This window comes from Nocardia cyriacigeorgica (assembly GCF_005863245.1).
In the GTDB taxonomy this organism is placed as follows: Bacteria; Actinomycetota; Actinomycetes; order Mycobacteriales; family Mycobacteriaceae; genus Nocardia; species Nocardia cyriacigeorgica_C.
Genome location: NZ_VBUT01000013.1, coordinates 18,406 through 33,156, shown reverse-complemented (window position 1 = coordinate 33,156; position 14,751 = coordinate 18,406). Strand labels below are relative to the sequence as shown.

Here is a 14,751-nt window from a genome sequence, read left to right as displayed (position 1 = left end):
GGGGGTCGACCCCGCCGAACGTTTCTGACATGGCACACGGTAGTCGGCGCCCACGCCATCGTCACGACGAGATCCCCGTTCGCGGCGCGTGTCGGTGCGATCGCTCACCGTTGTTCGCTGTAGGAAGTGAAGCCGGATTCCGGTGAAGCCGCCGGAGAACAGGCGAAAGCGAATACCATGGAGGTTCCTCGCCCAGGGAGGTCTGCCATGGTCACCGTCGACCGTGCCGCCGTCGAAAAAGCCCGCGTGCGTGTCGAATCGGAGAATTCGGCACTGATCGACATCCCGCGCGCGCATCCCATCGATCGGGCGTTGAGCCTGATCCCGGCCCGGCGCCGAGTACTCGCCAACCCGCCCTCCGGCAGCACCGCCACCGCCGTCGACGGCGATGCCGGGCTGCCCTACCTCGGCCGCGCGCTGCACTACATGCGCTGGGGACCGGCCGAAATGATGGACCGCTACCGGCGCTATGGACCCGTCACGCTCAACAGCTCACTCGGGATGGAGCGGGTGCTGGCCGCCGGGCCGGACGCCATCGATGAGGTGCTCGGGCGGCGTCGCCGTGACTTCGGCCAGGGCTGGGACTATTTCATCGGCCCGTTCTTCCGGCGCGGCCTGCTGCTGCTGGAATTCGACGAGCACATGTTCCATCGGCGGATCATGCAGCAGGCCTTCACCAGGGACCGGCTGGAGGCGCATCTGGCCGCGCTGACGCCGGTGGTGCGCGAGGTCGTCGATCGCTGGGTGCCGCCGGGGCGCGGCGCCAGTCGCACGGTCAAACTGTTTCCCACCATCAAGGAACTCACCCTCGACATCGCCGGCGAGACGTTCATGGCCGCCGATGTCGGCCCGCAGCGGCGCAGGCTGACCGAGGCGTTCGTCGACTGCACCCACGCGGGCCTCGCCATCGTGCGCCATCCCATGCCGGGTGGCCGCTGGCGGGCCGGGCTGCGCGGGCGCAAGGTGCTCGAGGACTACTTCACCGCGATGCTGCCGCAGAAGCGGCGCAGCGAGGAGGCCGATTTCTTCTCCGGGCTGTGCCATGCCCGCGATGCCGACGGCGCGGTGTTCAGCGACGCCGACGTGGTGAATCACATGATCTTCCTGATCATGGCCGCCCACGACACCACCACGACCACTGCCACCGCCGTCGCCTACTACCTGGGCAAACATCCGGACTGGCAGCAGCGGGTGCGGGCGGAGGTGCAGGCGGCCGACCGCGCGGGTGCCCCGCCGACCATCGCCGAACTGGAGAGCATGCGCGATCTGGATCTGGTGGTGAAGGAAAGCCTGCGGTTGATGCCGCCGGTGCCGGGGCTGGTGCGGCGCGCGGTGCGCGATACCGAGATCTGCGGGCACTACATTCCGGCGGGCACCCCGGTCGACCTGGCCTACCAGGTGAATCATCTGCTGCCGGAACTGTGGACGCACCCGGAGCTGTTCGATCCGGAGCGTTTCAGCGAAGCGCGGCGCGAGGACAAATCGCACCGGCTGGCCTGGATGCCATTCGGCGCGGGCTCGCACAAGTGCATCGGCATGCACTTCGGCACGTTCGAGGTGAAGACCGTGATCGCGGCACTGGTGCGCGACTACGAGTGGTCGATACCGGAGCCGTACCGCATGCCGTGGGGTTTCACCACGATCCCGTTCCCCCGCGACGACGCGCCGATGCGGTTGCGGCGCATCAGCTGACCGATCCGGCTCCGAGTACCCACCCTCGGAGCCGGACCATCGGATCAGCGTCCGGCCAGCAGGATCTCGGCGATCTTGGTGTCGGTGTCGGCGCCGTCGGTGTAGCCGCCCTGATCACCCATCGACGTCATGATCGACAGGGTGTAGCGCTCGCCCGGACCGGCGAAGCCGACCGAGTTGACCACCCAGCCGCCCTGCTCGGCCGACCAGCCGTTCTTCAGGCCCGGCCGCATCGCGGCACCGGCGCCCCACACACCCCAGTGCTGGTTCATGTCGACCTTGCGCATCCGGTCGATCAGGTAGTTGCGGTCGTCGGGGTGCATCCGGTCGAGCACGTGCGACATCAGCCGGTCCAGGTCGGCGGCGGTGCACTTCTGGAACGACCAGTCGGGGAACAGCGCGGTGCTGGTCGGTTGCGGGACCAGGCCGGTCATGCCGTTGGCGCGGAAGGCGTTGTTGTAGGCCATCCGGTCCAGGCCCGCGTACTTGTTCCACAGCACGTCGGTAGCCTGATCGTTGGAGGTGGCCAGCATCGACTCCATCAGCGCGCGGTCCTCCGGCGGCAGCCCGATCGCGCCGACCCGCGCGCGGTTGAGCAGGTCCGCGGCGATCGCGAGCTTGATGGTGGAGGCGGTCCACACCGAATCCTCGGCGTGCTCGTTGGCGTACACGCCGCCGCTGACCCGGTCGCGCAGCACATAGCCGGTGACACCGGGCCGGTTCTTCAGGTAGGCGTTCAAACTGGCGATCCGGTTGCTCATGTCGCAGTCGAAACCGGGCAGGCACGCCTGGCTGTGGGCCAGCGGCGCGGCAGCGGCGGTCGGCAGGATGGCGGGCACACCGGGAAGCGCGATGGCGGCGGCGGCAAGGACACAGGCGGATGCGGCGACGCGGGGTTTGGCCCCGGTAGCGGCCATGGGGAAACGCACGAGGGACCACATTGGCATATCCGTGCGCTCGGCGCACGTCTTGAGCTCAGCGGCCACCTGTGCTAGTGGCATCGGTAGTCTTGTGTGGCAAGAACTTTCGCGCGGATCAGCGGTGCTGGGCCTGTCGTGCCGCGGTGGCGCCCTCGTTGAGGCGATGGCAGTGCTCGAACGCCTCGGCGTGCTGATCGCGCGGCCACGAGTGTAGAACGACGGTGCGCCCGTAGCAGCGCGAGTTGACGAGCTCCCAGCGGTCGCCGATGCGGCGGACAGTGAAGCCGCCTCTCGGTACCAGGGGAATCAGCATCGCATCCATGAAACGCGAACCAGCCTTTCGGTGCAGTCTCCCGTTCCTCCCCGGGGAAGGACTGTGGCACAGGCCCCGGCGGATGCCCCGGCGACACGGCCGAATATCGATCGGGTATGTGGCCTATGTCACGTGGGGTACGACGGGCCGCTGCGGTTGCGCGTCGGTCGCTGGGCGTATAACGAGAGCACGAAGCGCCGAGGTGCTCGACCCGAGGCCGGTGGTGGGTGGCCGGGCGTGCCGAGGCGGACCGCATCGGAGAAAGGGCGCGCATGCCGCTGCACATCCATCGCGGCGAACGCGCCGACGTGCTGGCCGACGCCCTGGCCGCGCTGCTGACCGACCCGCTGCCCGATCCGTTCGCCACCGAAGTGGTGGCGGTGCCGGCCAAGGGCGTGGAACGGTGGCTGACGCAGCGGCTTTCGGGTGTGCTCGGAGTTTCCGCCGGCGGCGACGGCATCGCCGCCAATATCGCCTTCCCGTCACCCGCCGCGCTGGTGGCGGAGGCGCTGGCCGCCGCGGGCGGCGTGGCGCCCGCCGACGACCCGTGGGCGCACGAACGCGTGGTGTGGACATTGCTGCGGGTGATCGACAGCTCGGTGACCCAGCCCTGGTGTGCGGTGCTGGCCAGGCATCTCGGCCTGCGCGAGGGCGAATCGAGCCACCGGGCCGGCCGACGCTACGCCACCGCGGCCCACCTGGCGACGCTGTTCGACAGCTACGGCGCACAGCGTCCGCAGCTCATCGTCGACTGGGCGGCCGGCGCCGACACCGACGGCGCGGGCGCGCAGGTGCCCGAGGATCTGCGCTGGCAGCCGGAACTGTGGCGGTGCCTGCGCGCGGAGATCGGCTCGCCGAGCCCGGCCGAGCGCCTCGCGCCCGCCTGCGAGGTGTTGCGCGCCGAACCCGGCATCGTGGAGTTGCCGGAACGGGTGTCGCTGTTCGGCCCCACCCGGTTGCCGGCCGACCAGCTCGCGGTGATCGAGGCGCTGGCGGAGCGGCGTGACGTGCACCTCTGGCTGACGCACCCGAGCCCGGCGATGTGGGACGCGCTGGGCGGTATCGCTCCGGCGCTCACCCGGGCCGAGGATCGGACTGGGATGGCGGTGCACCATCCGTTGCTCGCGGGTCTGGCTCGTGATGTGCGGGAGTTGCAGCAGCGCTTGCCTGCGGCGGCGTCCGATCGGCGACATGGTGGGCGCGGTGTGCCCGGCTCCGGCGACGGGCACGAGGATCTGGATGGCGCCCGGGTGGAGGCCCGGGGCGAGGATGGTGCGGAAGCGCAGGCCGGCGGCCATGCGGATCGTGGTGCCGACCGGCCCGGCTTGCTGCACGTGTTGCAGGACGGGATCCGCACCGACCGCTGGCCCGCCACCCCCGCCGTCGCCGACAGCTCCGTGCAGGTGCACGCCTGCCATGGTCCCGCGCGGCAGGTCGAGGTGCTGCGTGACTGCCTGCTGGCGATGTTCGCCGCCGATCCCACTCTCGAGCCGCGCGATGTGCTGATCATGTGCCCGGAGGTGGAGGCGTACGCTCCGCTGGTGCGGGCGGCGTTCGGGCAGAAGGTGGCGGGATCGGTTGAGCCGGTGGGGGATTCGGGTCGGCCCGGGCATCCTGCGCATCGGTTGCGGGTGCGGCTGGCCGATCGCGGGCGAGCGGTGACCAATCCGCTGCTCGGGGTGATCTCGGTGCTGCTCGAACTGGCCGACGGGCGCGTCACCGTCACCCAGGTGCTCGACCTGGCGGCCTCCGAAACCGTCCGCCGCCGTTGTGGTTTCGATGACGACGATATCGAGCGGCTGCGCGAGTGGGCAGCCGAGACCGGTGCTCGCTGGGGCATCGGGCAGCGGCAGCGGCAGGCGTTCGGGCTGGCCGATTTCCAGCAGAACACCCTCAACACCGCGGTCGACCGGATCCTGCTCGGCGTCACCGCGGGCGAGAGTTCCGACGATTGGCTCGACCTGGCATTGCCGCTCGATGATGTGGACAGCAACGACGTCGACCTCGCCGGGCGCTTCGCCGAATTCGTCGACCGGCTCGCGGTCGCGTTGCGTGATCTGCGCGGCCCCCGGCCCGCCGACGACTGGGCCGCCGCGCTGGCACGCTCGCTGGATCTGCTGACCGACGTCCCCGAGTCGCAGGCCTGGATCCGCACCGAGGCCCGCCGTGAACTCGCCGCCGCGTTGGCCTTCGCCGGTGATGTGGCGCTGCGGCTGGCCGACGTCGCGGTGCTGCTGGCCGGACGATTGGCGGCGCGCCCGACCCGCGCCAACTTCCGCACCGGCGAATTGACGGTGTGCACCATGGTGCCGATGCGGTCGGTGCCGCATCGGGTCGTGGTGCTGCTCGGACTCGACGACGATGTGTTCCCGCGCGCGGGCGGCGTGGACGGTGACGATGTGCTGGCCCGTAATCCGCTGCTCGGCGAGCGCGATCACCGCGCCGAAGACCGGCAACTGCTGCTGGACGCGATCATGGCCGCCGGTGAGCGGCTGGTGCTGCTGCACACCGGGTCGGATCCGGTCTCCGGAAACCACCGCCCGCCGGCCATTCCGGTGGCCGAGGTGCTGGATGTGCTGCGCGCCCATGTCGGGCCCGAGGGCATGGCGGAGGTGGTGACCCGCCATCCGTTGCAATCGTTCGACCGCCGCAATTTCCGCGCCGAGCGCCCGTTCAGCTTCGATACCGTGGCGCTGGCCGGTGCGCGGGCAGCGGGTGGTGTGCCACGGCCGCGTCCGCCGTTTCTGCCCGAGCCGCTCCCACCGGCCGAGCCGGTGGATATCGGACTCGCCGAATTGCTGTCGTTCGCCGAACATCCGGTGCGCGCGTTCCTGTGGCAGCGGCTGGGCCTGCGGGTGCCCGACCAGGACGACGACATCGCCGACCGGTTGCCCATCGAGCTGGACGGCCTGGCGAAATGGGATCTGGGCGAACGGATGCTGGCCGCCCGGCTCACCGGCGCCGATCCGGCCGGCCTGCGCGCGGCGGAATGGCGTCGCGGGACGCTGCCACCGTTCGGCCTCGGCGGCGCGGTGCTCGACGAGGTGGAACACACCGTCGACACCCTGGTGCGGATCGCGCAACCGGAATACGAGCGGCCCGCGCGGGCGGTCGATATCGCCCTCGACCTCGGCGGCGGCCGCCGGTTGACCGGCACCGTGCCCGAGGTGCGCGGTGACACCCTGGTGCGCACCACCTACTCGCGGCTCGCACCCAAACACCGGATCACGGCGTGGGTGTCGCTGCTGGCGCTGGCCGCGAGCGAGGACCGGCCGTGGCGGGCGGTGACCATCGGGCGCGGCCAATTCCGCCGTCCCGCATGGCGTTCGGAGCTGACCGCACCCTCGGCGCCGGAAGCCGTGGCGATTCTTCGTGAGCTGGTCGCGCTGCGCGATGCGGGCCTCACCGAGCCGCTGCCGATCGCCACCGCGGCCACCGCCGCCTACGCCGAGCGCCGGTTCCGCGGCGGCACGGCGGAGGAGGCGCTGGCGGCCGCCGAACGCGAATTCCTCGGCGGCCCCAACGGTCCCGGCCCCTACGGTGAGCACACCGACCGCCACCTGCGCTACATCTGGGGCACCGCGCCGCGCCTCGACGACCTCACCGCGGCACCCGCACCACCCGGCGAACCGAGCGAGACCACCCGATTCGGCGCATTGTCGCGCCGGCTGTGGGCGCCGCTGCTGCGCGCCGAGGAACAGGGGCAGCCATGACCGTTCACACCCCACCCGCCACCGCGCCGCCGCTCGACACCGCCTTCGACCCGATCGGGCCGCTGCCCACCGGCACCACGGTGCTCGAGGCCAGCGCGGGCACCGGCAAAACGTATGCCATCGTCGGGCTCGCGGTCCGCTATGTCGCCGAGGCCGGGGTCGATATCGCGCAGCTGCTGCTGGTGACCTTCAGCCGCGCCGCCACCCAGGAACTGCGCGAACGCACCAGGAATCGCTTCGTCGGCGTCGCGGCGGCGCTGGCCGACCCGGTGGCCGCGCGGGCGAGCGCGGACGAACTGGTCGCCTACCTCGCCGCCGTCGACGAGGACGAGGTCTGGCGCCGCCGGGCCCGGCTGCTGGCGGCGCTGTCGGATTTCGACGCGGGCGCCATCGCGACCACACACAGCTTCTGCCAGCGCATGCTCGACGAGCTGGGCCTGGCCGGTGAGCACGATATGCGGTCGCGGCTGGTCGAGAATGTCGACGAGCTGGTCGAGACCGTCACCGACGACCTGTACCTGCACCGCTACGCACGCACCGCACCGCCGTTCACCATCAAAGAGGCACACACCCTGGCGTTGGCCGCGGTCCGGGACCGGCACGCCCGGCTGGCCCCTGATACCGACGACCTGGCCGGGGAACGGGTCGCTTTCGCCCTGGCTGTGCGCGCCGAAACCGAACGCCGCAAACGCCTTGCGGGACTGCGTGATTTCGACGATCTGCTGGTGCTGTTGCACGAGGTGCTGACCGACCCCGAGCACGGTCCGCGCGCCTGCCTGCGGATCCGGGACCGCTTCCGGGTGGCGTTGGTCGACGAATTCCAGGACACCGACCCGTTGCAGTGGGACATCCTGCGCCGCGTCTTCCACGGCCACACCACGATGGTGCTGGTCGGCGATCCCAAACAGGCGATCTACGCCTTCCGCGGCGCGGAGGTGCTGAGCTACCTCGATGCCGTCGGCCATGCCGGGACCCGCAGGGAACTGACGGTGAACTGGCGCAGCGACGCCGGCCTGCTCAGCGCCATCGACCAGGTGATGGGCGGTGCGGCACTCGGCCACGACGCCATCACCGTCTATCCGGTGGCCGCGACCCGGCCCTGGTCGCGGCTGTCCGGACCCGGCCAGGACGCGACGCCTTTCCGGTTGCGGGTACTGCCGCGCACCGGCGCCGGACCGCTGAACAAGACCGGGTTCCCGACGGTGGGCCGGATGCGCGCCAAGGTCGCCACCGACCTGGCGGCCGATATCGTCCGGTTGCTGGAATCCGGGACGACGATCGACGCGGGCGGCGCGGGCACGGATCCGCGACCGATCGACCCGGGGGACATCGCGGTGCTGGTGCGCACCCGATCCCAGATCGACGTCGTACGCGAGGCCCTGGACCGGGTCGGGGTTGCCTCGGTCCTGGCGGGCGGTACCAGCGTCTTCGCGACCGAGAGCGCCACCGACTGGCTGTGGGTGATGCGCGCACTCGAACAACCGCATCGCAGTGATCGGGTGCGGCTGGCGGCCTGCACGCCGTTACTCGGCATCACCGCCGCCGAGATCGACAGTGGGGGAGCGGATCTGGTCGGACAGGTGAGCGCCCAGTTGCGGGAAGCCGCCCGGCTGTTCACCAGGGCCGGGTTCGCGGCGGTGTTCGAGAAGCTGTCCGCGGAGTCCGAGCTGGCGCCGCGGCTGCTCGGGATCGAAAACGGTGAACGCAGGCTCACCGATCTGCGCCATATCGCGCAGCTGCTCGATCAACTCGCCGTCAGCGAGGGCTACGGGCTGACCGCGCTGACCAGGTGGCTGGCCGACCGGGTGCGCGATCCCGCCTCCGGTGCGGTCGCCGACCGCAGCCGCCGGCTGGACCGCGACGCGGCCGCCGTGCAGATCGCCACCGTGCACGCCAGCAAGGGCCTCGAATTCCCGGTCGTCTATTTGCCGTTCGCCTGGGACAGCGCCAGGAATCCCAAGGCCGCGACGTTGCTGTTCCACGAGGACGAGGTCCGCGTGCTCGACGTGGGAGGCCCCGACGCACCGGGCTACGCCGAGCGCAAACGCCGTGCCGAAGCCGAGGAATCGGGGGAGGAGTTGCGGCTGCTCTACGTCGCGCTGACCCGCGCCATGTGCCAGGTAGTGGCGTGGTGGGCGCCCGCCTACACCACCGACAACGCACCGTTGCACCGGATGCTGCTCGGGCGTTCCGGCGGCGCCGATCAGGTGGCGCTGCGGGTCCCGGTTCCGCCGGATACCACTGCTGCCGAACGGCTTTCGGCGTGGGCGGCGGCGGCCGGTCCGTCGGTGGCGGTGGAGATCGTCGACGGTGAGCAGCAGGTGCAGCCGCGGCGGGTGCGGGTCGAGGCGATGACCGGCGAGCTCGCCGCCGCCACCTTCGACCGCACGCTCGACCAGCAGTGGCGGCGCACCTCCTACTCGGCGCTGACCGCCGCCGCACACGCCGTCGCCCCGGACAGGGAACCCGAAGACGGCCGCGGACCCGACGACGAGCCCACCGGGGTGCCGGTGCTCGCCGCCGAACCCGAATCGGGTGCGCCGTCGCTGATGAACGAACTGCCCTACGGCGCCGAGTTCGGCACCCTGGTGCACGCGGCGCTGGAGCGGATCGACACCGACGCCACCGATCTGGCGGCCGAGGTGGACGCGCGCTGCCGGGAGACGATCGAGGAGATGATGGCCGCCGCCGATCCCGCGCTGCTGGCCACCGCCCTGCTGGCGGTGCTGCGCACGCCGACGCCATTCGGCGCCCTCGCCGACATCGCGACCCGAGACCGGTTGTGCGAGCTGGAATTCGAGCTGCCGCTGGCCGGCGGGGACGACCCGAGCGACCAGGCCGCGACGCTGCGCGCGATAGCAGGCCTGCTGCGGGCACACCTGCCCGCCACCGACGACTTCGCCACCTACGCCGATCACCTCGACACCCTCGACGACAACCCGCTGCGCGGCTACCTGACCGGCAGCATCGACGCGGTGCTGCGCATCGCGGACGGCCGTTTCGTCATCGTCGACTACAAGACCAACCGGCTCGGCACCGGCGATCTCACCGTCGAGCACTACACCAGGGACCGGATGGCCGCGGAGATGATGCGTTCGCACTATCCGTTGCAGGCGCTGCTGTATTCGGTTGCGCTGCACCGGTATCTGCGGTGGCGGCTGCCCGGATACGATCCGGCGCGTCATCTCGGCGGGGCGGCCTATCTGTTCGTGCGGGGCATGATCGGGCCGGAGACCCCGCCCGGGCGTGGGGTGTTCGACTGGACTCCGCCAGCGGGGTTGATCACCGAACTGTCGGATGTGCTCGCAGGAGGTGCGGCGTGAACGCGCGCGTGGCCGCTGCGCATCGACGGGGTACCGCCCGCCTGATGCCGGAGGTGCGGTCGTGACCTCCATCCAGATCGCTCAGCGCGGAACTGGTTTGCTGCGTGCCTTCAACGAAGCCGGGGTGCTGTCGGCCGCGGATGTGCACGTCGCGGTGCGGCTGGGCCGGCTCGGCCGGGAAGAGTCCGAATCGGCGCTGTTCGCGGCGGCCTTGGCGGTGCGGGCGGTGCGATCGGGGTCGGTGTGCCTGGAACTGGCGCGGATGCGCGAGATCGGCATCGACGCCGACGAAACCTGGGACACCACCGTCGATCCGGCGACGCTGCCCTGGCCGGAATTCGACGATGTGCTGACCGCGCTGCGGGTCAGCCCGCTGGTGGTCGGCGGCACTGCCGGGCCGCTGCGGCCGCTGCGGCTGGTGGAGGATCGCCGCGAGGGCGGCCCGCTGCTCTACCTGGATCGCTACTACCAGCAGGAACAGACCATCCGCCGGGTGCTCACCGAACGGTCGGACCGGCATCCGGTGGTCGACCCGGCCGTGGTGCGCCGTGAACTCGACCGGCTGTTCACCACGCCCGGCGCGGAACCCGGGTCGACCGCACCCGACCGGCAGCGCCTGGCCGCCGCACTCGCCGCGACCCACTGGACCACCGTCGTCGCCGGCGGACCCGGCACCGGCAAAACCCACACCATCGCCCGCATCATCGCCTTGCTCGACGCCCATCAGCGGGCGAACCCGAAGGCACCGGCCCTGCGGGTCGCGCTCGCCGCCCCCACCGGCAAGGCCGCCGCGCGGTTGCAGGAGGCGGTGCGCGATCAGGCCGCCGAACTCGGGCTGCCGGAACCGAGCGCCTCCACCCTGCACCGGCTGCTGGGCTGGCAGCGCGGCCGCGGCACCCGCTTCCGGTATCACGAATTCAACCGGCTGCCCTACGACGTCATCGTGGTCGACGAGACCTCGATGGTGTCGCTGACCATGATGAGCAGGCTGATGGCCGCGTTGCGCCCGGACACCAGGCTGGTGCTGGTCGGCGACCCGGACCAGCTCGCCTCGGTCGACGCGGGCGCGGTGCTCGCCGATCTGGTGGCAGGCCCGGTGGTCGGCACCCCGAACCCGGTGCTCGAGCAGATCATCGGCCCGGCGACCGGATCCGCCGCGGATCCGGAGGCCTTGACCGCACTCGAGCAGACCCGGTTGCGTGGCGGCATCGTCCGGCTCACGCGCGGGCGGCGGTTCGGCGGCCGGATCGCCGAGCTGGCGGTCGCGGTGCGCGCCGGTGATTCCGACACCGCGCTGGGCTTGCTGCGCGACGGCGGCGACGCGCTGTCGTTGTGCGAACCGGAGGACACCGCCGCCGTCCGCGCCGACGTCATCACTGCCGCCCGGCAGGTCACCGAGGCCGCCCTCGCCGGTGACGCCGCCGCCGCACTCACCGCCCTGGAATCACATCGCCTGCTGTGCGCCCACCGCCAGGGACCCTTCGGTGTCGAACGCTGGGACCGCATGGCCGGCGAATGGGCCGCCGCCGCGGGAGCGGGCCCCGAATCCGGCCAGCCCACCTGGTATCCCGGACAACCGCTGCTGGTCACCGCCAACGATCACGAGGCCCGCATCTACAACGGCGACACCGGCGTCGTCATCCGCCAACCCGACGGCTCGCTACGCGTCGCCCTGCAACGCGGCAGCGAACCCTACCTCGTCCATCCCACCCAATTCCCGTCCGTGGTCACCGTTTTCGCCATGACGATCCACCGCAGCCAGGGCAGCCAATACGACGCCGTCACCATCGTCCTCCCCGAGCCCGAATCCACCCTCCTCACCCGCGAACTCCTCTACACCGCCATCACCCGAGCCCGCGGCCACGTCCGCATCATCGGCACCGACGCCGCCATCCGCGCCGCGACCGCGCGGCGGGCGCTGCGGGCTAGTGGGTTGAGTCATCGGGTGGAGTGAACGCTGCTCTACCCGATCCGCAATGCCGTCAACCGCCAACCGTGGCGTCGTGAGTGGGTGATCCGTCCGGCCAGGGCGAAGTAGCGGTCCCCTCGGCGGTAGCGGGCGAAGATCTCGGAGTCGCGGCCGTCGGCCATGGCCACGTCGACTCGCACCGGCCTGGCGGGTCCGAGCGCACGGCCGGGCACCAGGTTTCCGTCGGCCAGCGTGTGGATCCGGGCCAGCACATCGGGACTGACCAGTGCTGTGAGCTGCTTGATCGGCCGACGTCTGTCGAGTACTTCGAGGATGACGCGGACGGTCCGCTCGGTGAATGCGTGCGCGGTGCGCGGTGTCCGCTCGACCGCGGACTCCGCGCCGAGCCGGCGGCGAAATCCACTTCCACAAGACCGATTCGGAGCCTCGGCCGCCACATTCTTCGACCGCACCCACTGTCCAGTCATATATCTACCCCCATTCGCGTCGATCATCCGGTGGTGCCGCTGTGCGCACTGCACGCGCTGATTCTGCTGTCACGCACCGCGATTGCCACGAGTAGTGCACTACTTGATCCGAGCCGCCGGCAGGCATCGCGACCGAGTGCATCGGGCGCGACCGCGGCCCCGGACGCTCGTCGTGGCCGCAGGCGCGATTCTGTCTCGCCGTGTTCGTTCGCGCAGCGGGTTGGCGTCAGCGACGCCCGAGGTCGTGCACCGCACCCTCGGCGACCGACTGCAACTTGTCCGGGTTGGCGACATTGTGGATGGCGATGATGCGGCCCTCGGGGTCGAGGGTGACGCTGAGGGTGGCGATCACCCGGTCGGGTCCGCGGAACAGCACACCGGCGCCACCGTTGAGCTCGACCAGCTCGACCCGCATGTCGGCCGGCGCCACGCCCTGGTACGGGCGGGTGCCGACGGCAGCGAACCAGGTGGCCACCTTGTCGGCGCCGACAACAGGGCGCATGGCCTGCCGGACCTTGCCCCCGCCATCGGTCCACAACGTGACGTCCGGAGCCAGCAGGTCCATCAGCGTATTGATATCCCCGCCGGTCGCCGCCGCGACGAACTGGGTGGTGACGTCGCGCTGCTTGCTGCGGTCGGCGCTGAACCGTGGCCTGCGCGCCTGCACGTGCCCGCGGGCGCGGTGCGCGGCCTGGCGCACCGCGTCCTCGGAGCGGTCGACGGCCTCGGCGATTTCGGCATAGCTGAAATCGAAGACCTCCTTGAGCACGAACACCGCGCGCTCGATCGGGCTCAGCGTCTCCAGCACCACCAGCATCGCCATCGACACCGATTCCGCGCCGGTGACGTCGTCGACGATGTCACCGGTGGTCAGGATGGGCTCGGGCAGCCAGGGACCGACATAGGTTTCGCGCTGGTGGCGGGTCGAGCGAAGACGGTCCACGGCCAGATTGGACACGATCCGGGCGAGATAGCTTTTCGGCTCGGTGACCCGCGAGCGGTCCACTGTCGACCATTTCAACCAGGCGTCCTGCACCGCGTCCTCGGCGTCGGCGGCGCTGCCGAGGATGCGGTAGGCGACGGCGAACAGCAGGTTGCGATGTTCGTCGAAGAGCTGCTGGACGTCATCGGGTGCGGTCATCGCGTACCTGCCCGGCGGGTGTAGCGGCCGCCGCTGGGCCAGATGGCGCCCGATCGGGGAAACCTGGTCATGCGCTGGAAGGTCGGCCACGGCGAGGAACTCACCGTCTCCTTGTACCAGGTCGCGCGCTTGCCGGTCAGGTACCAGCGGCGCGGCGAGCTGTCCGGCTTGGTGAACTGTATGACGGCATCGCTGCGCCCGAGGCTGACCGGCATGTGGTAGTAGCCGAACCGGAAGGCCTTGGGCTGCTTGCCTTTCAGCTCGCGCGCCAGTGACACTGCCGCGTGCACGCCGGTCGGCATGCCGCTCTGGCAGGTGCCGTGCATGAGGCCGTATCCCTGCTCGATGGCGGCGGCGTCCCCGACGGCATAGACATTCGGATGCGAGATGGAGCTCAGGGTGGACTCGGTGATGATGCGACCCCGCTCGTCGACCGCCAGCCCCGCCGCGGCCGCGACCGGGTTGGCCCGGACGCCGCTGGTCACGAGCACGGCGTCGGCGTGGACGCTCTCGCCGTCGGCCAACTCCACCGAGTCGGCGAGCACCTTCACCACCTCGGCTCCGGTGCGCACCTCGACGCCCAGCCGTTCCAGGACCGACCGCAGGTAGGCGCGGGGCTTGTCGGCCATGGCGGCGCCGGGTTCGTCGCGGCCGAGCAGCAGCACCCGCAGCCGCGGATACTGTTCGGCGATTTCGGCGGCCGACTCGACACCGGTGAGCCCGGCACCGCCGACGACAACCGTCCCGGTATCGAGCCCGTCCAGGCGCGCGGCGAGCGCGGCGGCGTCGGCGGCGCTGTCGAGGGTGAAGGCGTGCTCGTCGGCGCCGGGCACCCGGCTGGTGTCGGTGGCGCCACCCAGGGCGTAGACCAGGCGGTCGTAGTGCAGCAGCCGCTGGTCAGCGAGGCGAACCGTGTTCGCCTCGGGATCGATCGCCGCCACTCGGCCCCGGATGAACCCGACGCCGATGCTGTCCAGCAGCCGCGGGATATCGAACTCGGCCAGCCGCTGCCCGGTCGCCACCTGATGCAGCCGCAGCCGCTCCACGAAACGCTCGTCGGCGTTGATCACGGTGACCCGCACATCGTCGCGGCCCTTGACTCGGGCGCCCAGGTTCACCGCCGCCGACATGCCCGTGTATCCGGCGCCGAGGATCAGGATGTCCCGCGGTGCCGTCCCCGTGGTCTCGTTGTGCTCGCGCATCGTCGTATCCCTTCTGATAGTCGGTCGATGCACTCGAGACGTAAGTTGGA

The 14,751-nt window shown here is 70.8% G+C and carries 9 protein-coding genes; 4 read left to right on the top strand and 5 right to left on the bottom strand.

What is annotated here, in order from left to right:
- Positions 1-207 precede the first annotated feature (207 nt).
- On the top strand, positions 208-1,692 hold the full coding sequence (locus FEK34_RS26860) for a cytochrome P450 (RefSeq protein WP_138452310.1): 1,485 nt from the start codon (positions 208-210) through the stop codon (positions 1,690-1,692).
- A 44-nt stretch (positions 1,693-1,736) separates the two neighbouring features.
- Here FEK34_RS26860 and FEK34_RS26855 read toward each other — a convergent pair whose 3' ends face one another.
- A complete protein-coding gene (locus tag FEK34_RS26855) occupies positions 1,737-2,609 on the bottom strand; it encodes a tat pathway signal sequence (RefSeq protein ID WP_249359650.1) in 873 nt (290 codons plus the stop codon).
- A 118-nt stretch (positions 2,610-2,727) separates the two neighbouring features.
- The gene (locus tag FEK34_RS26850) at positions 2,728-2,934 is read right to left on the bottom strand and encodes a hypothetical protein (protein WP_138452307.1); all 207 of its coding nucleotides are present in this window, start codon (positions 2,932-2,934) and stop codon (positions 2,728-2,730) included.
- Positions 2,935-3,197: 263 nt separating this feature from the next.
- Here FEK34_RS26850 and recC point away from each other — a divergent pair, with 263 nt between their 5' ends.
- From recC to recD, 3 genes are all read left to right on the top strand, one after another.
- Positions 3,198-6,638 (top strand): exodeoxyribonuclease V subunit gamma, encoded by a 3,441-nt coding sequence (recC, locus tag FEK34_RS26845; RefSeq protein WP_138452305.1) that lies wholly within the window; start codon positions 3,198-3,200, stop codon positions 6,636-6,638.
- Positions 6,635-9,961: a UvrD-helicase domain-containing protein gene (locus tag FEK34_RS26840; RefSeq protein ID WP_138452303.1), complete on the top strand. Its 3,327-nt coding sequence runs from the start codon at positions 6,635-6,637 to the stop codon at positions 9,959-9,961. The genes recC and FEK34_RS26840 overlap by 4 nt, the downstream gene beginning before the upstream one ends.
- 61 nt (positions 9,962-10,022) lie before the next feature.
- Complete coding sequence (gene recD / locus FEK34_RS26835) at positions 10,023-11,915, top strand: exodeoxyribonuclease V subunit alpha (RefSeq protein WP_138452302.1); 1,893 nt, start codon at positions 10,023-10,025, stop codon at positions 11,913-11,915.
- Positions 11,916-11,923: 8 nt separating this feature from the next.
- Here recD and FEK34_RS26830 read toward each other — a convergent pair whose 3' ends face one another.
- The 3 genes from FEK34_RS26830 to FEK34_RS26820 all read right to left on the bottom strand — a co-directional run bounded on the left by FEK34_RS26830 (position 11,924) and on the right by FEK34_RS26820 (position 14,701).
- The gene (locus FEK34_RS26830) at positions 11,924-12,358 is read right to left on the bottom strand and encodes an Rv3235 family protein (protein ID WP_138452300.1); all 435 of its coding nucleotides are present in this window, start codon (positions 12,356-12,358) and stop codon (positions 11,924-11,926) included.
- 226 nt (positions 12,359-12,584) lie between these two features.
- Positions 12,585-13,499, bottom strand: a complete 915-nt coding sequence (locus FEK34_RS26825; protein WP_138452298.1) for an RNA polymerase sigma-70 factor — start codon at positions 13,497-13,499, stop codon at positions 12,585-12,587.
- Positions 13,496-14,701, bottom strand: coding sequence for an NAD(P)/FAD-dependent oxidoreductase (locus tag FEK34_RS26820; RefSeq protein WP_138452296.1), 1,206 nt, complete (start codon positions 14,699-14,701; stop codon positions 13,496-13,498). Before FEK34_RS26820 ends, FEK34_RS26825 begins: the two co-directional genes overlap by 4 nt.
- Positions 14,702-14,751: the final 50 nt, after the last annotated feature.

Coding starts and splice junctions, on each gene's coding strand:
- FEK34_RS26840 (WP_138452303.1), top strand. CDS start 6,635: ATGACCGTTCACACCCCACCCGCCACCGCGCCGCCGCTCGACACCGCC.
- FEK34_RS26830 (WP_138452300.1), bottom strand. CDS start 12,358: ATGACTGGACAGTGGGTGCGGTCGAAGAATGTGGCGGCCGAGGCTCCG.
- recC (WP_138452305.1), top strand. CDS start 3,198: ATGCCGCTGCACATCCATCGCGGCGAACGCGCCGACGTGCTGGCCGAC.
- FEK34_RS26855 (WP_249359650.1), bottom strand. CDS start 2,609: ATGGCCGCTACCGGGGCCAAACCCCGCGTCGCCGCATCCGCCTGTGTC.
- FEK34_RS26825 (WP_138452298.1), bottom strand. CDS start 13,499: ATGACCGCACCCGATGACGTCCAGCAGCTCTTCGACGAACATCGCAAC.
- FEK34_RS26850 (WP_138452307.1), bottom strand. CDS start 2,934: ATGGATGCGATGCTGATTCCCCTGGTACCGAGAGGCGGCTTCACTGTC.
- FEK34_RS26820 (WP_138452296.1), bottom strand. CDS start 14,701: ATGCGCGAGCACAACGAGACCACGGGGACGGCACCGCGGGACATCCTG.
- FEK34_RS26860 (WP_138452310.1), top strand. CDS start 208: ATGGTCACCGTCGACCGTGCCGCCGTCGAAAAAGCCCGCGTGCGTGTC.